The sequence below is a fragment of the Corallococcus sp. AB011P genome (genome assembly GCF_003611605.1).
Taxonomy (GTDB): Bacteria; Myxococcota; Myxococcia; order Myxococcales; family Myxococcaceae; genus Corallococcus; species Corallococcus coralloides.
On sequence record NZ_RAVX01000008.1, the window covers coordinates 1 to 22,430 of the forward strand.

General features: G+C 68.7%; 14 protein-coding genes and 2 pseudogenes. 7 read left to right on the forward strand and 9 right to left on the reverse strand.

Going from position 1 to position 22,430, the window contains the following annotated elements; all coding sequences use genetic code 11:
• Window positions 1-171 precede the first annotated feature (171 nt).
• Together D7X30_RS21280 and D7X30_RS42985 are read left to right on the forward strand one after the other, a co-directional pair.
• A complete protein-coding gene (locus tag D7X30_RS21280) occupies window positions 172-741 on the forward strand; it encodes an imm11 family protein (RefSeq protein ID WP_120564791.1) in 570 nt (189 codons plus the stop codon).
• Window positions 742-1,010: 269 nt separating this feature from the next.
• A pseudogene (locus D7X30_RS42985) lies at window positions 1,011-1,169 on the forward strand (NUDIX hydrolase); the annotation flags it as partial.
• Window positions 1,170-1,477: 308 nt separating this feature from the next.
• Here D7X30_RS42985 and D7X30_RS21290 read toward each other — a convergent pair.
• Both D7X30_RS21290 and D7X30_RS21295 read right to left on the reverse strand, forming a co-directional pair.
• Entirely contained in the window at window positions 1,478-2,182 is a 705-nt protein-coding gene (locus tag D7X30_RS21290) for a hypothetical protein (protein ID WP_120564793.1), read from the reverse strand.
• Window positions 2,183-2,216: 34 nt separating this feature from the next.
• Window positions 2,217-3,284, reverse strand: coding sequence for a hypothetical protein (locus tag D7X30_RS21295; protein WP_120564794.1), 1,068 nt, complete (start codon window positions 3,282-3,284; stop codon window positions 2,217-2,219).
• Window positions 3,285-3,402: 118 nt separating this feature from the next.
• Between D7X30_RS21295 and D7X30_RS21300 the strand changes: the two genes are divergently transcribed.
• Entirely contained in the window at window positions 3,403-4,749 is a 1,347-nt protein-coding gene (locus D7X30_RS21300) for an amidohydrolase family protein (RefSeq protein WP_120564795.1), read from the forward strand.
• On the opposite strand, the gene D7X30_RS21305 is transcribed toward D7X30_RS21300, so the two are convergent.
• Together D7X30_RS21305 and D7X30_RS21310 are read right to left on the reverse strand one after the other, a co-directional pair.
• Complete coding sequence (locus D7X30_RS21305; protein ID WP_120564995.1) at window positions 4,746-6,173, reverse strand: sigma-54 dependent transcriptional regulator; 1,428 nt, start codon at window positions 6,171-6,173, stop codon at window positions 4,746-4,748. The genes D7X30_RS21300 and D7X30_RS21305 overlap by 4 nt on opposite strands.
• Complete coding sequence (locus D7X30_RS21310; RefSeq protein ID WP_120564796.1) at window positions 6,163-7,659, reverse strand: HAMP domain-containing sensor histidine kinase; 1,497 nt, start codon at window positions 7,657-7,659, stop codon at window positions 6,163-6,165. Before D7X30_RS21310 ends, D7X30_RS21305 begins: the two co-directional genes overlap by 11 nt.
• Window positions 7,660-7,842: 183 nt before the next feature.
• Between D7X30_RS21310 and D7X30_RS21315 the strand changes: the two genes are divergently transcribed.
• Window positions 7,843-9,606 (forward strand): SulP family inorganic anion transporter, encoded by a 1,764-nt coding sequence (locus D7X30_RS21315; protein WP_120564797.1) that lies wholly within the window; start codon window positions 7,843-7,845, stop codon window positions 9,604-9,606.
• Window positions 9,607-9,813: 207 nt separating this feature from the next.
• On the opposite strand, the pseudogene D7X30_RS21320 reads toward D7X30_RS21315, so the two are convergent.
• From D7X30_RS21320 to D7X30_RS21335, 4 genes and pseudogenes are all read right to left on the reverse strand, one after another.
• Window positions 9,814-10,355 (reverse strand): annotated as a pseudogene (locus D7X30_RS21320) (transposase); the annotation flags it as partial.
• 336 nt (window positions 10,356-10,691) lie between these two features.
• Window positions 10,692-15,077 carry an ELWxxDGT repeat protein gene (locus tag D7X30_RS21325; RefSeq protein WP_158619315.1) on the reverse strand — a complete coding sequence of 1,462 codons (4,386 nt, stop codon included), beginning with the start codon at window positions 15,075-15,077 and terminating at the stop codon, window positions 10,692-10,694.
• Between the two features lie 408 nt (window positions 15,078-15,485).
• Window positions 15,486-17,363: a hypothetical protein gene (locus D7X30_RS21330; RefSeq protein ID WP_120564799.1), complete on the reverse strand. Its 1,878-nt coding sequence runs from the start codon at window positions 17,361-17,363 to the stop codon at window positions 15,486-15,488.
• Window positions 17,364-17,474: 111 nt separating this feature from the next.
• Window positions 17,475-19,133 carry an amidase gene (locus D7X30_RS21335; protein ID WP_120564800.1) on the reverse strand — a complete coding sequence of 553 codons (1,659 nt, stop codon included), beginning with the start codon at window positions 19,131-19,133 and terminating at the stop codon, window positions 17,475-17,477.
• Between the two features lie 160 nt (window positions 19,134-19,293).
• On the opposite strand from D7X30_RS21335, the gene D7X30_RS21340 reads away from it, so the two are divergent.
• Entirely contained in the window at window positions 19,294-20,184 is an 891-nt protein-coding gene (locus D7X30_RS21340) for a hypothetical protein (protein ID WP_147443263.1), read from the forward strand.
• Window positions 20,185-20,515: 331 nt separating this feature from the next.
• Window positions 20,516-20,893 (forward strand): hypothetical protein, encoded by a 378-nt coding sequence (locus tag D7X30_RS21345; protein ID WP_120564802.1) that lies wholly within the window; start codon window positions 20,516-20,518, stop codon window positions 20,891-20,893.
• Between the two features lie 243 nt (window positions 20,894-21,136).
• Here D7X30_RS21345 and D7X30_RS21350 read toward each other — a convergent pair whose 3' ends face one another.
• Window positions 21,137-22,042 (reverse strand): bile acid:sodium symporter family protein, encoded by a 906-nt coding sequence (locus D7X30_RS21350; protein WP_120564803.1) that lies wholly within the window; start codon window positions 22,040-22,042, stop codon window positions 21,137-21,139.
• A gap of 191 nt (window positions 22,043-22,233) precedes the next feature.
• Here D7X30_RS21350 and D7X30_RS42000 point away from each other — a divergent pair, with 191 nt between their 5' ends.
• The gene (locus D7X30_RS42000; protein WP_158619316.1) at window positions 22,234-22,380 is read left to right on the forward strand and encodes a hypothetical protein; all 147 of its coding nucleotides are present in this window, start codon (window positions 22,234-22,236) and stop codon (window positions 22,378-22,380) included.
• The last annotated feature ends 50 nt before the right edge of the window (window positions 22,381-22,430 follow it).

The following is a 22,430-nucleotide window of genomic DNA, read 5'->3' on the forward strand; positions in this document are numbered from 1 at the left end:
CTGCCCCAGGTGCGCCGACGGCTTCAGCATCTACTGCTGCGCCGCCTCGGCCATTGTCCAATGTGCCTCCGCAGACTCGGCGCTCGCGCTCCTCCTCGAGGGCCGTCACGCATCTGATCAAGTAGTACTAAGCTGCGAACGCTCTTACTGAAGGGGGCCGGGGAATAGGCTATGGAACGACGCTTTTTTGCTTTGAAGATCGATGTGTATGTCAAAGGTCGTTGGTATCTCGGGGATCCGACCGATTCAGCAGGGAAGGAAATCGACGACATTTGGCAATTCAAGCATGGGAAACGTGTAGAAGTTCATGAGAGGCTACGGATCCCAGTCAATAAGCCTGGGGAGCCGCTTGACATCGAGTTTGCAGGAGCAGGGGGGACTCCCATTGTTGGTGCGCGAGTTGCGTCCGTGTTCCGTGAGATGGCCCCTGACGATGTTCAGCTCTTTCCGGTCGATGTCGAAGGCGAGTCCAATCCTTATTTTGTGCTCAATGTGGCTCGGACGATTCGCTGTATCGATGACGCGGCGAGTGATGAGGTTCAGATCCGCACAGCGGAGGAGTTCACTGATCGTATTGGTCAATATTTCTCTGTTATCGGATTGAAGATCGATAAGTCGAAGGTCGACGATGCACGCGTGTTCCGAACGTGGGGCTGGGGCCCGCCGATCATCGTCGACGAAGAGATCAAGGATGCTCTAGAGGCAACCGGCATTTCTGGTGGGAAGTTCGACGAGGTCTGAACGGCCCCGCCGCAGTCGCTGGAATCGCCCTGACGCGGCTCACGGTTGCGCCGAAGCGAGATGCTCGGTGGTGCGCCGCGCTGCTCCTGCCTGTCGCAGGTGGTGGGCCTGTGGGAAATGGTCCCACTGCGCGCGTTGACCGTAAGTGAGCTTGCCCCCGGCTCCGTGGACAGCGTGGTTATGAGTCTGCCCCAGCTCCGTGGACAGCGTGGTTATGCGGCCAGAGCGACCGGTGAGGCGGCCCGCTCATACTCCACTGGACTCAGGTAGCACTCGGCCAATGGTCGGCATACACCCCGGAACCCCTCGTGGAACGTGTAAAGAGTGCTAGAGGCGCGCTCCTCGCCAATCCGCCCCCAGCCGGTTGGCGTCCGCTCGGTCCCGATGACGAGTTGCTTCGGACGCTCCTGCCGGACGATGAAGCCTGAGCGGAAGAGGCAGCCGTCCCATCCAGTGAAGGAGCCGCCGTGTGCCCCTCCAGCGCGGTTCAGCCGGGAACACTGGGGGACAGCACGGGACGGGGCGGAATGATGAACCCAAGGGGATGCAAGGCGATAGCGGGTAACAGCGCATCCTGCCTGGGGTTTCCTATCGCCCTGCCCACGGGTTCAAGTCCCGTACTCCTCGCCACTAGAGAGGCCCGGAACCGAAAGGTTCCGGGCCTTTCGCTTTTTCAGCTCCCCTGCACGGGGAGCTTCTCGTGTTCGAAGCTCCTCACCGCGGGCAAGGCGCCGCGTCAGACGACCGAGGGCCCTCGCAAGGACCGGTGGTACTTCTGGAGGATGCGCTCCACGCGCATCTGGCCGAGCAGCGCCTGGAACGCCTCCGTGGCCACCAGCGCCCCTTCCACCGCATCCATGGTCAGGGCCGCGTTCCCCGCCTGCTCCACCATCCAGCGGCCGTCCGCGGTGATGGCGAACACGGCGCGCTTGGGCTCTCCGGGCAGCCACACCACCAGGAAGAGGTTCTCGCACTCACACCCGGGGTCCGCGCACAGCTCGATCCGCCAGGCGTAGCGCTGCCCGTCCAGCTCCACGCGGCCCAGGATGTCGCGCTCCAGGTCCGCGCCCTCGCCCAGGAGCGACTCCGGCAGCTGCACCTCGAAGGCGCCCTCCAGCCGGCCCATCGCTTCGAGCACCTGCGCGCGGCGCTGGGTCACCAGCGTGTCGAAGCCCTCCTGGAAGCCGGGCGCCTGCGACGCCGCGCGCACGACGCCGCCCCAGCGGTCCTCGGCGGGGCGCAGCTCGTCATCCAACAAGGTGCCGTCAGCGGTGAGGGTCAGGGCCTTCTGCTCGCCGCCCGCGGTCACCTTCAGGTTCACGGTGTCGCAGAGGCAGCCGTCGTCGGTGCAGGTGGCGCCATGCACGGACACCGCGCCGAACTCCGGCGTCTGGCAGTCCGCGAGGTGGCGGAGCGATTCATTTCCGGAAGAGGTCATCATCGAAAGGGAGTCCTGGAAGGAGGGAGCGTGCGGCTCACTTCACGTTGGCGAGCGGCGTCTCGATGAACTTGCCCTTGCCGGCAAGGTCCTTGAGGTCGACATCCCCCGACTCCAGCGGACGGCGCGGGGTCTGGGGATTCTGCCGCACGCCGTTCGTCTTCTCGTGGGCGGAGATGATGGGCAGCAGGCGCACGCCGTCCTTCGGCACCTGGAAGCCCTGCGCCTGCAACTCCGCGCTCAGGTCCTTGCGGAACAGGTTCGGGTTCTTCGCCAGGTGGCCTGTCGTGTACTCGCAGTTGGCGCAGGTGTAGCGCGTGGTGTGGCCGCTGTACGTCACCGCGTGGATCTTCGAGCCCGGCGGCAGCGTGCCCTTGAAGGACGCGGCGATGTCCTTCGCCGCGCCCGGCGCCATCAGCCTCGCGGCGTCGGACTGCTCGCTGTGCGCGAAGGTCGTGTTGAAGTCCGCGCTGGGCGGAGTGGGCTTCGAGTACCGGGCCTCCGCGGGCGCTCCGGCCTGCAGCGCGTTGCGCTGGGGGGTGCGGCCGAAGTCGTCCGAGCCCGCGACCTTGGAGCCGCTGAACTCGTAGCCGGGCGTCTTCGTCGTCGAGTCCTTCATGCCGCTGACGGACACGCGCTTGCCGTCATTGGTCAGGTCGTGCACGTTGGGGTGGTACATGCGCTTCATCGCATCCGGCGGCGGCACGTTGGAGCCCGCCGACTTCGTGTAGGCCCCCTGCGTGTGGACCGCGCCGAAGGACGTGGCGAAGAAGTTGGTGTTCTTGCTCAGGCCCGCGCCGCCCGCCGTCCTCCCCTTCACCCCCTCGGTGCGCGCATTCGCCTCGATGCCCGCCAGCCGCTGGTGCTCGTTCGTCAGGGCCTTGCCGTCGTCCAGCTTCAGCGTCTTGGCCGGGTTCTTGGAGCCGTACACCGCGCCGCCAAAGCCGTCCGTGAAGACCTTGTGCTCCGGGGGCGGCTTGAGGGCCGGCTCCTTCTTCGGCTTGGCCTTCGCCTGCGCCTGCACCTGGGCCTTGGAGGCAATCGGATTGTGCTGCACCGACTGCCTGGCCTGCTTGATGGAGGAGGTCGTCTTTATCTTGCCCATGGTTTCTCCCGGGAACTGCGTAAGGCTCGCCTGCATTTCCCCGGATTTGCAATGCCGACACCAGCGCAATGTGCGCCTATCGTCACAGGCATACGTCAGCGCACCCAGGAGCCACGCCTTGTCCTCCCGTTCCCGACGCCTGTTGACGACTGTCGTTGGCGCGCTCCTCCTGTGCTGCGTTTCCCTGCCGTCCTGGGGCCAGACGCCCTCCCCCACGCGCACCGCCCTCCGCGCCGCCCGGCTCTTCGACGGGAAGAGTGAGCGCATCCTTCCGGATGCGGTCGTGCTCATCGAAGGCTCGCGCATCCAGGCCGTGGGCACCGGCCTCTCCATCCCCTCGGGAACACGGGTCATCGACCTGGGCGACGTCACCCTGTTGCCCGGGTTGATCGACGCGCACTCGCACCTGCTGCTGGACATCGACCCGGAGAACGGAGGCGACAGCCTCCTCATCCCCGTCGCCCAGAGCAGCACCGCCGAGCGCGCGCTCCTGGGCGCGAAGCTGGGCCGCGAGCTGCTCGAGGCGGGTGTCACCACGGTGCGCGACGTGGGCAACTCGGGGGTCAACGGCGACGTGGCGCTGCGCAACGCCATCCAGCGGGGCTGGGTGCAGGGCCCGCGCATCTCCGCCTGCACTCGCGCGCTCGCGCCCCAGGGCGGGCAGTTCCCCACGCTCCAACCTCCGGCGCAGTCCCTCATCGAGCAGGAGTACGTCACCATCTCCGGTGCGGAGGAGGCCCGGCGCGCCGTGCGGCAGGCCCTCATGGACGGCGCGGACTGCATCAAGGTCATCGTCGACAACGGGCACAACCTCCTCTCCTTGGAGGAGCTGAAGGTCATCGTCGAGGAGGCCCACCGCAAGAAGCGGCCGGTGGCGACGCACACCACCACCGACGAGAGCATCCGCATCGCGGTCCAGGCGGGCGTCGACTCCATCGAGCATGGGTACTCGCTCCCGGATGACGTGCTGGCGCCCATGGTCCGCAATCGCATCTTCCTGGTCCCGACGGATGGCCCGATGGACATGTGTGACGCCTTCGATGCCCAGACTGGCAACGCGGAGCGCAAGCGTCAGGTGAAGGAGCGCTGCAAGAAGGCCGTGGCCAGGGCCCAGGAACGCCTCCGCCGTGCGGTGGCCGCGGGGGTCCGGATCGCCGCCGGCTCGGACATGTACCTGGTGATGCCAGGGCTGACGCGCGGCGAGGCCAGCGTGAGGGTGTTCATCTCGTATGCCGAGGCGGGCCTCAAACCCGTGGACATCCTGCGTGCCGCGACCGTGAACGCCGCGGAGCTGCTGCGCATGCAGGACCAGCTGGGCTCGCTTGGGCCGAACAAGCTCGCGGACCTGCTCGCGGTGGAGGGGAATCCGCTGAAGGACATCCGGGCGCTGAGACAGGTCCGGTTCGTGATGAAGGACGGGCAGGTGGTCCTGGACGCCCGCGCTCCCAGCAGGGGCCCGCCCTAGTCTGCTCCCTTGAAGTCAGCAGCGGACAGTCCGTGCCGCTTGAGCAGGTCGTAGAAGTCGCTCCGGTTGCGCCCGGCCATTCGAGCAGCGGCACTGACACTGCCGCTGCTGCGGCGCATGGCCTCCGCCAGGTAGGCGCGCTCGAAGGCATCGCGTGCCTCGCGCAGCGAGGGCAAAGCCTCGGCCCCGACTGGAACGCCTGGCAGCTGCGCGCTCCCGGAGGGGGGCCGCTCCAGCGCCTGCCCCAGGCGCGGCACATGTCGCGGTTGGAGCTCGTCCGCGCCGGCCAGGAGCACCGCGGCCTCCATCTCGTGGATGAGCTCCCGGACGTTGCCAGGCCAGTTGTAGCGCTGCATGAGCTCCACCGTCGCGGGCGCGAGGCGCGGCGGGCGCAGGCCATAGCGGTTCGCCGTGCGCTCCAGGAAGAGCTGCGCGAGCAAGGGGATGTCCTCGAGCCGCTCGCGCAAGGGCGGCAGCTCGATGGGCACCACGTGCAGCCGGAAGTAGAGGTCCTGGCGAAAGCGCTTCGCGGCCACCTCCTCCGCGAGGTCCCGGTTGGTGGCGGCGACCACCCGCACGTCCACGGACTCCTCCACGTCCGCGCCCACGCGCGTGAGCCGCTGCTCCTGCAGCACACGCAAGAGCTTCACCTGCACGGACGGGGACGCCTCGCCGATTTCATCCAGGAACAGCGTGCCGCCGTTGGCCGCGCCAAACAGGCCTTCGCGCTCGCGTACGGCCCCGGAGAACGCGCCCTTCACGTGTCCAAACAGCTCGCTCTCCAGCAGCTCTGGCGGAAGGGCGCCGCAGTTGACGGCGACGAAGCGCCCCGTGTTGCGGCGCGAGAGCACGTGGAGCATCCGCGCCGCCAGCTCCTTGCCGGTGCCACTCTCGCCGGTGAGCAGGACGGTGGCGTCGGTGGGGGCAATGCGGGCAATCACCTCGCGCACGCGCGAAATGGCCTCGCTGATGCCCAGGAGCAGGGGCTCGCCCTCCTCCCCCATGCGCCGCCGCAGCTCGGCCACCTCCTGGCGCAGCAGCGAGCGCTCGAGCGCGTGCGTGAGCTTCTGCATGAGCTCGTGGTCGTGAAACGGCTTGGTGAGAAAGCCGTAGGCCCCCTCCTGCATGGCCTGCACCGCGGTTTCGATGGAACCGTGCGCGGTGAGCATGATGACGGACAGCTCGGGAGCACGCTGCCGCGCGGCCCGGAGCACGTCCATGCCATCCATGTCCTCCAGGCGCAGGTCGAGCACCATCGCGTCCACGCGCTCCTGCGACAGCCTGCGCAAGGCGCTCTTTCCCTCGCCCTCCACGGTCACGCGGTAGCCGCGTGAAGTCATCCGCATGGACATGAGCTCCGCGAGCTGGAGGTCATCGTCCACCAGGAGCACATGGGGCTGCTGGGCGGTGGGCTCAGGCGTCAAGGCGGACTCCAGGGGATGCGGGGTCTTCAAGGGGAATCCAGAAGGTGAAGGTGGCGCCAGGCCCGGGCGTGTCCGCGAGCGACAGCTCCCCTCCGTGCGCGACAATCATCTCGCGCGCGATGGCAAGGCCCAGCCCCGTACTGCGGCGCCCGCCCACCTCGAGGCTCGCGAAGGGCCGGAAGATCCACTCGCGCGCGTGCTCGGGCACGCCTGGGCCCTGGTCCGCGACGGACAGCTGGACCGCGGGCACGGCGCTGGCGGCGCCAGGGCGCTTGCGGCTCACCAGCTCACACGTGATGCGCACCGTCTTGCCCGCGCTGGAGACAGCGATGGCGTTGCTCACCAGGTTGGACAGGGCGCGCTCGACGAGAGGATCATCCATGGGCCCACGCACGGGCTTCGCGGCTGCGTCGTACACCAGCTGGACCTTGCGCTCATCCGCTTCAAAGGCCAGGTCCTGGAGGACGTTCCGGACAATCTGGTCCACCGAGGCCCCGGCATTGCGCTGCAGCGGCTGGCCGGACTGCACGCGTGACAAATCCAACACGGAGGTCACCATGCGAATCTCACGCTCGCACGCTGCCTGTGCGAGCTTCACCACGCGGGCCTGCTGCGGTGTCAGCGGGCCCGTGCTGCCATCACCCAGGAGCGAGAGGGCCTCGCGCACCCGGGCCAGCGGCGTGCGCAGGTCGTGGGACACCGAGGCCACGAACGCGCTCTTGAGCTGATCCAACTCCGCCAGGTGCCCACGCATGCGGTCCAGATCCAGCGAGAGCGCGCGCAGCTCCTCGGGCCCGCGCAAGGGGGGCAGCGGGCTGAAGTCACCCTGGCCGATGCGGCGCGCATGCGTGGAGAGCAGCGCCACCGAGTTCGACACCGCGCGCGCCTGCGCGAAGGCGAGCACTCCCGCGGCGAGGATGCCCAGGAGGCCGAAGAGTCCGCCGGAGCGCAGCGCCGCCGAGCCGATGCCACGCGCGTGGTCCTCCTTCGCCTGGATGGCCAGGCGCATGTCCCGCGTGCGCTCGGACCACACCGTGGTGAGGACCTCATCCAGTTGCAGCCGCCGCTCCCGCAGCGGAAACGACAGCATCGACTCACAGGTGCCGGCCTGCTCCAGTTGCAGGGCGTACTGCACATAGTCCTGGGCGCTCGCGCGGATGCCCGCATCGAGCTGCGCCGCGCCGGCGCCGAGCGCGGTCTGGAGCTCCTGGCGTGCGCTGGCGACAGCGCGGTGCACGGAGGGCGCGCTGCTGTCGTGCTGCTCGCAGGCCACCACTCCGCGCCGCACCGCCAGTTCGAGCGCCCAGGCCGCGACGTACACACGCTGCTCGCGCTCGAAGGAGGCGAGCTCCTGCTGGCCCACGCTCGCCACCACCTCGTGGGTGCGCATGAGGCCCACGGCCATCTGGGAGAACGCCGCCACCAGCAGCGCGGTCACCACCGCATAGGACAACAGGAGCCGAGCGCGCAGTCGAAGCACCAACATGGCGCGCAATCTAACGCGCGTCCGCGCGCACGGCCCGTCACTTCGCACACTTCGCCCGGCCGTCTGTCGGTCCCAACAGTGTTGGTCCGAGCCGACAGGGGGGCTGCTGGGATGGACCGACAGCGGTGGCGCGCTCCCCTCTGACAAGGCGTCTGGCACGGCATCTGAAAGACGCCTTCGTCCATGCGTTCGACGACCGCTCTCTCCAAGCGACCCTTCTCGACCCGGCGTGCGGGCGAGCTCATCCACAGCTGGCGCGAGATGGTGAAGCCCAGCAGCCTGCCAGCCGACGCGGCCGCCGGCTTGAGCGTGGCCTGTGTGGCACTTCCTCTCAATGTCGCGCTCGCGACCGCCGCGGGGCTGCCCGCGAGCGTGGGCCTCGTCTCCGGCGTGGTGGCCGGCATCGTGGGCGGGCTGCTCAGCGGCAGCCGCTACCAGGTCACGGGCCCCGAGGCGGCGCTGCTGCCCCTGGCCGCGGGCATCGTGGCGGCACATGGCGCCGCGGGCCTCGCCATCGCCACGGTGCTCGCGGGCGCCATGCAGGTGGCGTTGGGGCTCGTGCGCGCCGGGCGGTTCGCGCGGCTCATCCCCCGGCCGGTGGTGATGGGCTTCACGGTGGGTATCGGGCTCCTGCTGCTCAACACCCAACTGCCGCGGCTGTTCGCGGTGGAGGACACGCACACGAACGCCGTGGCGCTCATGCTGGAGCGCACCTGGGGCGAGCGCATTGGCTGGCTCGGGGTTGCCGCCGGAGCCCTCACGGCGCTGGCCATGGTGGGACTGCCCCGGGTGCACAAGCGCATCCCCGCGGTGCTCGTGGGCCTGACGGTCGGCACCGTGCTCATGGTCTCGCTCGGCGCGGGCTACGACGCGGTGGGCGCCCTGCCGCGCTCGCTGCCCATGCCGACGCTGCCCTCCTTCGAAGGCGTGCACTTCGCCAGCCTCCTGCCGGCGGCCTTCGGCCTCGCGCTGCTCGCGTCGCTCGGCTCGCTGCTCGCGACGAGCTCGCTCGATACGCTCACGGGTGCGACCACCCACAGTGATTTGGACCAGGACCTGGTCGCGCAGGGCCTGGCCAACATCGCGGCCGGCGTGTTCGGCGGCTTCCCGGTGATGGGCGCCATCGTGCGCGCCAGCGCCTCCATTCAAGCGGGTGCACGCACCCGCGCCGCTTCTGTCCTGCATGCACTGTGGCTCTTCGTGGCCATGGCGCTGCTCGCGCCGCTGGTGGCGCGCATCCCCATTGCCGCACTTACCGCCATCCTGCTGGTCGTGGGGGTGCGCCTGCTCAATCTGGAGGGCCTTGTTGCCATGTGGAATCAATCCAAGTCGACGTTGGGAGTGGTGCTCGTCACCGCGCTGGGTATCGCCATGTTCAACGTGTTTGTCGGTATCGGGGCCGGGCTCGCGCTGGCGAGCCTCCTCTACGTGCGGCGCCACGGCGCCCTGCGGCTGGAGGTGCAGCGGGTGACGGATGCGTCGCAGCTGCAGCGAGGCCTGCACATGCAAGCCCCGGAAGCGCTCAACGCCCCCGAGGCGCTGGACCTCCTGGTCGCGCGCGTGGACGGGCCCATCCTGTTCATCAACCACCTCAAGCTCTACGACCTCGTCGAAGGCCCGCCCTGGGCGAAGCTCGTGGTCATCGACCTGTCGCGGGTGTCGCTCGTGGACGCCGCCGGTGTGGCGACGCTCCAGTACCTGGCGGAGTTCCTCGCCGTGCGCAGCTCTCACCTGGCCCTGGTGAAGGTGCCGCCCCATCTGGAGGCCGCGCTCGAGCCGCTCGCGAAGCACCTGCTCGAAAAGCGGATGCACGGCTCGCTCGAGGGTGCGCTCCTGGGTGCAGGCCTCATGTCCCCCGCGCCCATCGAGGAGCCTGTCGCCCACCCCGCGCACGCGTTTAGCGCCGCGCACAGCAGCGGGCTCGCGCTCGAGGGGCGGGGCGGGTAGCCCGCCGTACGCAACGGCAGCAGCGAGCCGGAGCCTCAACGGTTCCGGCTCGCGAAGCACTGGGGCACACCGCGGGAAGCTGGTGCGAGGTCGGGCCTGCCCCCTAGCAGGCTGTTGAAGAAGCCCGGTTTGCTGGCACGAGGCTGGGCTTCTCGTTGCGTTCAATCTCAACCTTGTCTTCGGGGGGAGGCGGCGGTCGCAGAGCGCCTATGCGGCGGCCAGCCGCGCCATCCGCATCAGGTTGTACGCGGCGCGCACCAGATACGCCGCCAACTCCGTCCGCTCCCTGCCTTTGAAACGCGTCTTGCGGAAGCCTCCCACCGTCTTCATCCAGCCCCAGACCTCTTCGATTCGCTTCCGTGCCCGCTGGCTGAGTGCGTAGCCGGCGGGCCTCGTCGTTCGCCTGTCGATGGCCGAGCGGCGCCGAGTGTCCGTCGTCTGAGCAAGGTGAGGTCGCCCTTGCGCGCGAGCCGCGCCTCCGGGTCCGTCGTCGAGGCGTGCGTCGTGTCGCCGCGCTTCTGCCCATGAACGTTCACCGTCGGGTTGCCCTTGTCGTCGGGCGGCTCCTGCTTCTCGTCCTTCGGGCGGAACGACTTCAGGGACGCCCAGGCTTCAATCAGGCTGCCATCCACGCTGAAGTGCTCATTGCTGGTGAGACCCGCGCTTTGCGCCTGGCTCATGACCGCCAGGAAGAATCTCCGGGCGACGTCGTGCTCCAGCAGCCAGTCCCGGTTCTGCTGCGCGGAGGACACCACGTCACGGTGCGGGGTGTCGATCCTCGGAGGGGCTTCTCAACAGCCTGCTAGTGGCAATGATTCGCAGTGAACCCCAGGGGGCCGGCCCTCGCGGGCGGCCTGGATGACCAGGGGGAAGTCGAGGTCGCCATGGCGGCCGAGCACCGCCGGGTCGAAGAAGGCTGTTCCGTTCCCCTCCCCTTCGTTCTCGATTCCGCGCGCGCTGCCCAGCCTCCTCTACGTGCGGCGCCATGGCGCCCTGCGGCTGGAGGTGCAGCGGGTGACCCTTGAGGAGCCTGTCGCCCGCCCCCACACACGCGTAAAGCGCTGCGTGGGGGCGGGAATCGCTTGTCACGAAAGGGGCGTCTGGCTCCGGCGGACGCGTCGGTGCGTACTCCAAAACAACAGCACCACCAGTCCCCACCCCAGACCTGACGAGGTGTTCGTGCCAGCGCCGCAACCCTGACCGCTCGGGGCCGGCCCCACGGGAGTTGGAGGGAGTGGCTCCTCCTCCACCGGATCTGGAATGGGGGCTGGAGGAGACAGCACCGTCACGTTGAAGGTGCAGGTGCTCGTGTTGCCGGCCATATCCTGAGCCGTGATGGTGACGGCGGTGCGCCCCAGGCCGAACGTGGCTCCGGAAGGCGTGCTGTAGGTCACCGTTGAAGACGAAACCGCGTCAGAAGCGGAAGCGGGTGCGTACGCGACGAGGGCGCCCTGCGCGCTCGTGGCCTCCGCCTCCACGTCCTGAGGGCAGGAGAGCGCAGGCGCGGTGGTGTCGCGCACCTGGACAGCGAAGGAGCACGCCGCCATCTGCCCCAGACCATCCACCGCCGTCGCGGTGACGGAGTGGGTCCCCAATGCGAAGCGGGTGCCCGACACCTGGCTGTAGCTCACCGTCACCGGCGCCAGGCCCGTAGCCACGGCCGCCTCATAATTCACGACAGCCCCCTCGGCACTCGTGGCTTCAGCCAACAGCGCGAGGGGGCAGGTGATGGACGGTGGAGGCGGAGGCAGCACCGTCACGTTGAAGGTGCAGGTGCTCGTGTTGCCAGCCACATCCTGAGCCGTGATGGTGACGGCGGTGCGCCCCAGGCCGAACGTGGCTCCGGAAGGCGTGCTGTAGGTCACCGTCGAAGACGAAACCGCATCAGAAGCGGAAGCGGGTGGGTACGCAACGAGGGCGCCCTGCGCGCTCGTGGCCTCCGCCTCCACGTCCTGAGGACAGGAGAGCGCAGGCGCGGTGGTGTCGCGCACCTGGACAGCGAAGGAGCACGCCGCCATCTGCCCCAGACCATCCACTGCGGTCGCAGTGACGGAGTGAGTCCCCAGGGCGAAGCGAGTGCCCGACACCTGGCTGTAGCTCACCGTCACCGGCGCCATGCCCGTGGCCACGGCCGCCCCATAATTCACGACCGCCCCTTCGGCACTCGTGGCCTCGACGGACAGCGCGCGGGGGCAGGTGATGGACGGTGGAGGCGGAGGCAGCACCGTCACGTTGAAGGTGCAGGTGCTCGTGTTTCCAGAGGTGTCCACGGCCTTGATGGTGACAGGCGTGACTCCCAATCCGAGCAGGGAGCCGGAAGGGGGGGTGTACGTCGTCGTTGTCGACGACCCCACGTCCCACACGATGATGGGCGGGTACACGACGACGCTTCCTTCAGGGCTCGAAGCCACCCGCGTCTGATCGCTGGAGCAGTAGATCTCAGGCGGCGTGGTGTCGCGCACCGTGACGTCGAAGGAGCAGGACGCGCTGTTCCCCTCCTCATCCTTCGCGGTGGCCGTGACGCGGGTGGTCCCCAGGGGAAAATACTGTCCGCTGATGTGGCTGTACTCCAACACGGGCGAAGCGCTGACATCGTCCGTCGCGGTTGCGGCGAACGTCACCCGGGTCCCGTAGATGGCTGTTGCCTCCGTGGTGATGGCGGCGGGGCAGGTCACGACCGGAGGCTTGATGTCCGCGGGCACCGCCAACACGCTCCACAGCTCCAGGCCCACCTTGTCGTCATCCGCGGAGAGGAACAGCGTGTCGCCCATGGCGGCCAGGTTCCGCGGGTAGACGGACGGCCAGCCCAGGGGCAACTGCAGCAGGCGTCTGACGCTGCCCGGCGTGCCATCCGTCCAGAAGAGCGAAGGATACGGGCCTTGCGCGGTCGTGGCCGCGATGAAGGCGAAGCCTCCGTTCCAGACCGCGTAATGCTCGAGGGTGGCGTCACGCAGCCCTCCCATGAGGCGCGTGGTCCCCTCCGTGGTGCCATCACTCACCCAGACCTCCGGCCCGCTGGTGGAACTCGACACGGCGGAGAAGAAGAGCTTCCCCCCAATGCCCGCGAGCGGGCGTGCCTTGGAGTCCTTGACGCCGGGCCAGACGTCCTTGACGAGCATGGTGCCCTCCGCCGTGCCGTCGCTCTTCCACAGCTCCATCCCCGTCGCGGGGCTCGTGGCCTGGAAGTAGAGGGTGTCCCCCACCACGAAGAACTCAGCGGGCATGGAGGAAGCAGTGCCCGGGACCAGGTCCTTCACGAGCACGGTGCCCTCCGCCGTGCCGTCGCTCTTCCACAGCTCCCGCCCATGGAGCGTGTCCGTGGCGGCGAAGAACAGCGTCCCCCCCAGGTCGGTGAAGGACGAGGGGTGGGAGCTTTCGTTGGGATACCCCCCCGGCCGGATGTCCTTGACGAGCACGGTGCCAGCCTCGGTGCCATCGCTCTTCCACAACTCCGAGCCGAGGGCCGTGTCGTAATAGAACTGGAAGAAGAGCGTCTTCCCCAGGGCGAAGAGAGTGTAGGAGTACGAGGTCGAGCCCGAGCGCCCGGCGAAATTCGTGACGCGCACGGTGCCGGCCTCGGTGCCATCGCTCTTCCATATCTGCGGGCCCTCCCTGCTCTCTGACGCGACGAAGAAGAGCGTTCCATCGAGGTCGACCAGGGAGGTGATGCCGGAAGTGCTGGGTCCTGGAAAAATGTCCTTCACGCGCACGGTCCCCCCTTCCGTGCCATCGCTCTTCCAGAGCTCCCGACCCGCGAGCTCGTCCTCGGCCGTGAAGTAGAGCGTGCCGTTCACGCGCCGGAAGTCCGTGGGTGTGGAAGAGCGGAAACCGGGTGCGAGGTCCTTCACGCGCACGGTCCCCCCTTCCGTGCCATCGCTCTTCCACAACTCCGAGCCCGCGCTGTCCTCCGCGCGGAAGAAGAGCGTCCCGTCCGTGGGGGTCAGCCCCTGAGGAGCGGAACTCACGCCCCCCTTCTTGACGAGATTGCCGACGAGCCGGGTGCCAGCCTGGGTGCCATCGCTTCTCCACAGCTCCCGGCCCGTCACCCCCTCCTCCGCGACAAAGAACAACTGGTTGCCCACGCGCGTGAGCAACGAAGCGCCGGAGAGCACGGGCCCGGGCCAGACGTCCCGGACGAGCACGGTGCCCTCTTCCGTGCCATCGCTCTTCCACAGCTCCTGGCCCACCACCCCCCCGTCATCCGCGAGGAAGAAGAGCACGCCCCCCACCCCCACCAGCGACGCGGGATTGGAGCTCAGGGGGCCGGGCCGGAGATCCTTCACGCGCACGGTTCCCGCCGGGGTGCCATCGCTCTTCCAGACTTCGGCGCCCCCCACCCCATCGTCGGCCACGAAGAAGAGCGTCCCGCCCACGTCCACCAGCGCCCGGGGGTTGGAGCCCGCGGCCCCCGGCATGATGTCGCGCACGAGCACGGTCCCCGCCGCGGTGCCGTTGCTCATCCACAGCTCCGGGCCGCTGACGCCATCGTTGGCGACGAAGAAGAGCGTATTGCCCACGGCCGTCAGGGACGCGAGGCCCGAGCTGGTGGCGCCCGGCCAGATGTCACGCACGCGCACGGTCCCGGCGCTGGTACCGTCGCTCTTCCACAACTCCCGGCCACCGACGCCATCGTCGGCTTCCAGGAAGAGCACGTTGCCCACGGCCGTGAGCTGTAAGGGCTCGGAGCTGCTGTTGGGATAGATGTTCTTGACCAGGACGATGCCTGAGGTGCCATCGGTCCTGCACAGCTCGTAGTCACTGTTACCGGGGTCGGGGGAGCATGCGAAGAAGACCGAATCCCCCAGGGCCGTCATGGCGGAGGTACCCGAACGGTGGATCCAGCCAAGGGAGACCTTCGACACCAGGCGGCTCCCCGCGCGGGTGCCATCGGTCACCCAGAGATTCGTGAGTTGCGAAGTGGAGAGGAGGAAGAAGAGCTTCCCGTTCGCGGGCGTGAGGCTGATGGGCGCCGCTTGCACGTTGGTGCTGGGATCGCCCGCGATGGAAACGGTCCCGGCGCTGGTACCGTCGCTCCTCCACAGCTCATACCCACCCCACGAAGGCCACGGCAACCCTGCTCCCCGTCGGGCGACGAAGTAGAGGACCCCGTCCATGGCGGCCTGGCGGACCGGCTCGAAGGGCGTGGAGGGAACAACCTCCATCTGCAGCACACTGACGGGCCCCTCCGCGCTGCCGTTGCTCGTCCAGAGCCCGGGGCCCAGGAGGTCGCTCGTCGCGGAGAAGAAGAGGGTGTCATTCACTCCGACCAGGGAATGGATGTCGGAACTCGCATCCCCGGGTCGCAGGTCCTTGATTCGCTGGAGCCTGGCGTTGAAGGGGCCTTCCAGTTTCTGGGAGGAACGCGCCAGCACCGGGGCTGAAGGTCCGGAGGGTGCGGGGACCTCGCTGCATCCGCCCACCACCGCGAGCACCAGCAGCCCCCATGAACACAACTGCCGCCCGCTCAGCATGACCTGTCCCCTGGCGTCGACACGTGAGCCAGGAAAGGCATCTCGTGGTCTGGCGCCAGGACGGTTCATGCCTGGGCTCGCCCGATGAAATCAATCCGGGTCGGGGATGCGTCACCCCTCCCGCCGGCAGACCTCCTCGGATCTCAAGGATTTCAGGCCGAAGCCAGCTCGTTCAGTCCGCGAGGATCCACTTGAGGACCCCAGAGGCATTCACGAAGGCTCCCAAGACAAGAGACGCCCCTCCGAGAGCGTGAATGCAGGGCCAGGCCGTCGCGCGATTCGACGAACCCGATAGCGGGCGGTCCCTCTTTCCCCCATGTGTCGGTCCCCTTCGTGGGCGGCTCGCATGTCGTGCTGTGTACCCTACCTTCATGCGCGTGCGGACATGGCCGTGCCAATCCAGCGCGCCTATTGGGTGGAGTCGAGCAGGTTGAGCATGGAGCCCATGAAGAGATAACCGGCGCCTGCGTGCAGGGGCGGCGGGGCGTTGTTCCGCATCCACCCGATGAGCTGCTCCGGAGTGCCGCCAGGGTTGGCCTCTCGCGCCTGCTGGTAGAGGCCCATGAGGAGATTGAAGCCCGTCACCTCGACGCTGGAGTTCATTCCGGGAGGCACCACCAGGTCCAGGACGCAGCCGACCTCCTCCGGGCTCAATTCCAATCCCTGGGCAAGGAGCGCCAGGCGGGTCGTGTCCGTGAAGCGCGGGATGATTTCGTTCATCCGCTGATAGTCAATTCCCAGGTTGGACAGCTCTCGCACCTGGGTGCCGTAGTTGAACCCCAGGTTCACTCGCATCTGCGCGTCGGGGATTCCCAGCTGGGTCGCGCGCTCGAGGCAGGCCTTGGCCGCCTCCTCACGATGGATGCCCTTCTCCCAGGCCTTGCCGAGCTCCGTGACGAGGAAGGTGGTGGCGGCCACGCCGATTCCCACGGGGCCGCTGACGAGTCCGAGCACGGAGGCCGTGGAGACGATGCCGCCGAAAGCCTGAGCCCCGGCCTGGACGTAGGTGCCCATGTTCCGGTCCGCCTGACCGAGGAGGTTCAGTACCCGGAGCCCCGCGGTCGCCGCGCCCAGGATGGTGCCGAGCTTGCCCAACAGCATCGGGGCTCCACCGAGGTCCGGCTGGAAGCCAACCCGCGAGACAACGCTTCCCACCCCCTTGAGCGCCATGCTGACGGCCGACGCCGACATGCCGGCGTTCCCCAGCGGTTGGATGAGGAGCTTGAGGGCGGCCGAATCCTGGAGGAGCTCCGGACTCTGGAGCATCGCCATGGACAACGCCGCGGAGACCAGGGCGGTGGCTCCCGGCGTGCCCAGCTTGCCCGCCTCCGCCGCCAGGTTCTTGAGGGCCCCCACGTTTCCGGAGGCCACACTCGACAGGTGGCCCAGCATCACCTGGGGGTCGGCTCCGAGGATGCGCTCCTGGACGCCCTCGGGCATCTGCTGGATGAGCGTCGTCACCTCCGCGATGGCCTTGCCGGAGGACTGGCCGGAGGCCAGGGCACTCGTCAGGGTGGCGTGGATGGCCGGGCCGTAGACGTCCTGCTCCAGATACTGACCCGCGGGGTCGCCGAGCTGTTGCAGCAACTGGTTCTCGGACGCGTTCAGGTAGGCCACCGCCGTCGCCGCACGCGGCGAGTCGGCCACCAGCAGCAGGGCCTGCTGCACGGGCACGGCATGAAGCCCGAGCATGTACGGCGAGATGCCCTGGACGTCCTTGAGATAGGCCTCGATGTTGGCGCCTTCGGCTTCCAGGTGGTCGGCCAGCGCCCCCACGGCGGCATCCCGGGCCGCGTAGGCCTCCGCGTGCTCGGTGCGGAAGGACTGGATGAAGGACTCCCGCTCCTCGGGCGTCAGGAGGGGGCCGATGATGGCCAGCTCCTCCGCCAGCTTCCGCTCCACGTCATCCAGGCGGGCCTGGGCCGCCTGGGCATTCTTCACGCGCGTCTCCAGCACGGCGTACGCCCCGGCTCCCGTGAGTGCACGAGCCTCGGAGGCTTGCTGCACGCCGCCCGCCGTTCCATCAAAGAACAGCGGCTTCATCGTGTTGCCGGAGCCACCCGCCTGCGCGGGCGCGGCTTGAAGCCCTGTGGCCGGCATGCCCCCGTTCCGCGAGGACCATTGGCGCAGCGCGGCCTCGCGACGATTCGGGGGCTCGAAGAGGCTCTGCTGCCGCGCGGGCGTGCGCAACGGCTGCGGGGCGGCGGGCGGCGCCGCCGGTGGGGCCGTGGGCTCCTGGCGGGGAAGGACGGGGGTCGGCGTGCTGCGGGGTGAGAGGCGGATCATGGCGTGGGCCCTGGGTTGGAACTTTCAACCCGGATTCACGCTGCAGCCGCCCGCCGTTGAATTAAGCCGAGTTAAATCCGGGCTTCATCCAATCCTCCGCCCTCCCCTCCTCTACGCGCCGCGCAGGTCCACGCTCCGGGCGAACGCGGGCTTGCGCCGCGCATGCGAAGCCTGCTCGTAGGCATAGGCGAGCTTGAGCAACACGGGCTCGCTCCAGGCGCGGCCAATGAAGGACACCCCCACCGGCAGCCCGTGCACGTCGCCCGCGGGCACCGTGAGGGTCGGATAGCCGGACACGGCGGCGGGCGTGGAGCTGCTGCCCAGCCAGTGGTCGCCCAGCACCAGGTCGATGGGGCCCGCCGGTGCCTGCGTCGGCGCCACGAGCGCATCCAACTTGTGCTTGTTCATCACCGCGTCCAGGCCCTCGGCGCGCGAGTACCGGCGGCACGCCGCGAGCGCCTTCTTGTAGGCGGCGTCCGTGAGCGGGCCCTTCTTCTGCGCCTGGAGCAGCAGCTCCTGGCCGAAGTAGGGCATCTCGCGCTCGCGGTGCTTCTCGTTGAAGGCGATGAGGTCCGCCAGCGTCCGCACGGGGGCGCCCTCGCCGAGCTGTGCGAGGTACGCCTCCAGGCCCGCCTTGAACTCATACAGCATCACTTCCAGCTCGGGCTCGTCGAGCTTCGCCACGTTGGGCAGCACCACGGGGTCCACCAGCACGGCCCCTTGCGCCTTCATCACTTCGAGCGCGCGCTCCACGACCGCGTCCGTGGCCGGGTGGTAGCCGAAGAACCGCTCGCGCGGCACACCGATGCGCGCACCCTTGAGCCCCTGGGGGTCGAGGAACTTCGTGTAGTCCGGGTGGGCGCGGCCCTTGCCCGCGGCGGTGGCGGCGTCGCGTGGGTCCTCGCCCGCGAGCACGCTCAGCAGCGCCGCGGCGTCCGCCACGGTGCGCGTCATGGGGCCCGCGGTGTCCTGGGTCGACGAGATGGGGATGATGCCCGCGCGGCTGACGAGCCCCACCGTGGGCTTCAAGCCCACCAGCGAACACGCGGACGCGGGCGAGACGATGGAGCCGTCCGTCTCGGTGCCCACCGATACGGCGCAGAAGCTGGCCGCGGTGGCCGAACCCGAGCCCGAGCTTGAACCGGAAGGCGTCCGGTCGAGCGCATAGGGATTGCGGCACAGGCCGCCGCGCCCGCTCCAGCCGCTGGTCGAGTGCGTGGAGCGGAAGTTGGCCCACTCGCTGAGGTTCGTCTTGCCCAGGAGCACGGCGCCGGCGGCGCGCAGCCGCTCCACGATGAACGCGTCTCGCGGCGGGACGGCGCCCACCAGCGCGAGCGAGCCCGCGGTGGTCTGCATCTTGTCGGCCGTGGCGATGTTGTCCTTGATGAGCACGGGGATGCCGTGCAGCGGCCCGCGCGCGCCCTTCGCCTTGCGCTCGGCGTCCAGCGCGTCGGCCTGCGTGAGCGCGTCGGGGTTGAGCTCGATGACCGAACACAGCGGAAGGTCCCCGGTGCGGTCGAGCGCACGGATGCGCGCGAGGTAGGCCTCCGTCAGCCCGCGCGCGGTGTGCTTGCCGGACTCCAGGCCCGCGCGCAGCTCCGCGACCGTCGCCTCCTCGAGCGCGAAGGCCCCGGGCGCGGCGGCGGCCGGCGCGGCGGCGCGCGCATCGCGGGCGGCCAGCGCCCCCGTTACGACCGCCGCGGCCCCGAGGAGCGTGCGGCGGGAGAGGCCCGCCGGGTTCACATCGGAAGCAGCCGTCTTCTTCGTCATGGAGCAGGCACCCGTTCGTGGAGGGGCGCCAAGTGGACCCGATTCCCCCACCTGGCGGAAGAGCCGTGGCGAGCATCTTGTGACAAGGCTGGCACAATCCCAGCCAGAAGCGGTGTCAGGGGCGTGTGATACAGACAACTCCTCACCTGGAGACCCCCTCATGCGTCTACGTGCCCTTGCATTGACCTGCTTCACCGCACTCGCGGCCTGTGACAACACCCCCATCGAATCCGAGTCCACGGAGGAGCTGGGCGTCAGCACCGCCGCGGAGACGGCGACCCGCCTCTACGCCACGGTGGGCAACAACGAGCTGAGCTTCGAGACGCTCGGCACCTTCGAGCAGCGTGACGGCGTCCGCGCGCTCGTCATCCGCGCCACCGCGAACCGCTACCTCGCGGACGTCCTCAGCTTCGTTCCGGACGACGCCTTCGGGGACGCGAACGTCATCAGCGAGCGCCGGTTCGAGATCGTCCTCCACGAGGGCCACGAGCTCAACACGGTGCTCTCGGGCCTGCCGCTCTTCGTCAAGGTCACCACGAACACGGGCACGCCGCGCGAGTACACCGCGCGCATCGTGGTGGCCCCGCGCTTCTATGACTTCCGCGGCGACTCGGGCATCTGGATCGACGAGGCGGTCACCCCCCGCTACGTCGTCCAGGGCAACGAAAACCTCCTCTACCGGGGCCACGCCTCGGTCTCCGGCTACACCGACTGGCTCTCCGTCACGGCGCCCGACGGCATCCCGTCCGTCTACGGCCGGCCCAACTACAAGCTCGACTGGACGTACACGAAGCTGCACCAGGCCATCGACCCGCACACGGTCCCGCTCGCCTTCAGCGCTGGCGGCGACAACGGCGCGACGATGCAGAAGACCGCCCGGCTGGTGGCGCGCGTGACGGAGTTCGCGCTCACCGACGGCGACGCCTACGACGTCTGGCCCAGCCTGCCCTGCGACCCCGTCGTCTCCAATTGCTACCACTCGCAGCCCGCGGGCACGACGGACTTCAGCCAGTGCGGCACCTACCGCCAGGTCCTGCGCTGCACGTACTGAGCGACCCGCGGCAGGTGTAACCCGGTGGTTGTCGCGAACGGGCCTGTTCCCCCTGGGGGAGCAGGCCCGTCGTGTTCGTGCTTCAGAGATGGGGTTCGCGGCTCGGCTCTCCGCCGGCAGCCCGGCGCTGGCGCCCCCGCCTCTGACCTCGACGCGTCGAATCGACGTCGAACGGGCGTTTTCGACGCGTCGAAGGAGGGCCATTCCAGGCGCCGCGCACGTGTCCCGAGGCGTCCGCGTGCTGGCACGCCCTGTGTACTGAGGGGATGCGTCGCGAGCGGCACGAAGCCGCTCCGGCCCAATCCCACCTCACGCTCAGGAGAGAACGACCATGTCCAGCATCAATGCCTTCAGCTCCACCACCTGCGGCTCCTCGATTGGCACGGCCACGGGTGGCCCGATGCTCCCCGGCTCCGCCCTGGTGTCCATCAACGGCAGCACGGACCTCTCGCAGTGCATCAAGGGCGACGGCGGCTCGTACGTGCAGAAGATCTCCATCGAGAGCTACGATGGCGTCGTCTACACCAACAAGATCGTCGTCACGGGCTGCGGCCCGACCGGCATGGGCAACCGCTCCGACTTCACCTTCACCATGGCGAGCGGCGAGACCGTCACGCTCACCATCGCGAGCACGTCGCTCGAGGACCACACGGTGAAGTGCAAGACGACCGGGCTCGTGAAGATCGACTGGAACCTGAAGGACACCTAGGTTCACACGACCTGCTCCTGGGCACCGGGGGCCAGACGCCGCGGGTCCAGGCCCGGATGGCGCCCACGTCCGGCGTGCGGCGCCATCGCCGACGCGTTCGCCTTCGCGGCGGGCGCGCGGTTGACGTAAAGACAGACGCGTCTGAAGGTCGGTGGACGCGCCTTGCATGAACCTGGCTTCCTCCCGACCTCGCATGCCCCCGGAGGTCCGGCGAGGCATTGCGTCGGGCATGGCCGAAGAGTTTCACGGAGCCCTGCGCGGATGGAGCTCCTCCGCGGTCGCGCTCGCGGCCTGCCTCCTTGCGACCAGGGCGCCGAAGACTCCGGCGGTGAAGAACATGATGACGCTGTAGATGGCCGCGGGAATGGCCATCACGCCGTCATTGAGCAACCGGGGGCTGGAGGCGATGGCGATGGCGAGCGTGCCGTTGTGGATGCCCACCTCCATCGCGATCGCCACCGCCTGCTTGCGCTCGACACGCAGCAGCATGGGCACCACGAACCCCACCGCCATGCTGGCCAGGTTGAAGGCGAGCGCCGCGAGCCCCACGCTCTGGAAGTACGTGCCCAGCTGATCCCGCTCCTTGAGCGTCGCCGCGAGCACCACGAGCACCAGGAACAGCGCCGAGATGATGCGCACGGGCCGGTCCAGGCCATTCGCGAGCGCCGGCCGCTTCGCGCGCACAAACATTCCCAGCGAGATGGGCACCAGGACGATGCCGAACACCTGGACGATCTTGGCGAACTGCAACGGAATGGCGCGCTCCTCCCCCATGAAGTGCGCCAGGGAGAAGTTCACGATGAGAGGCAGCGTGAGCAGCGACAGCACGCTGTTGACCGCCGTCAGGCTCACGTTCAGCGCGACATCGCCCTTGGCCAGGTGGCTGAAGAGGTTCGCGGTCGCACCGCCCGGCGTCGCGGAGAGCAGCATCAACCCCACCGCGAGCTGGGGAGGCAGCCCGAAGCCGGTCGCGATGGCGTAACAGACCCCAGGCATGAGCAGCGTCTGACAGCCCAGGCCCACCAGCGCCGCGCGCGGATACACCGCCACTCGGCGGAAGTCCGCGAGGGTGAGGCTCAGCCCCAGGCCGAGCATGATCACGCCCAGGGCAATCGGAAGAAACACCTCGGTGATGACGCTGCTCTGCATGGCGGGCCCCCAGTGAGGGCACACACTCTGCCAGAAAACCCCGCGTCGCAGCCCCCGGCGATGACGGAATCCAGTGGCGGCCAATTCCTTCCATGACGATGGGCGTCATCCCCTGCGCATGCGAGTCTTTACCTGCTGAAACACGCGGCGAGACTCGCGGCCCCTTCGCGGGGCGCCGGATGGTCGCGGACATGAAGAGACCGGTGCTGTTGCTGCTGCTGGTGCTGGCCGGCTGCAAGGGGACGATTGGAGGAACCCCGTCGCCGGACGCCTCCGTCCCCGACGCGGGGGACCCGCCCGTGGAGCCGACCGCCTCTTCTTCAAGGTGGAGACCCTGACCTTCAGGCTGGCCGACCTGCGGATGGACCTGCCGCCCTTGGTGCGCTGC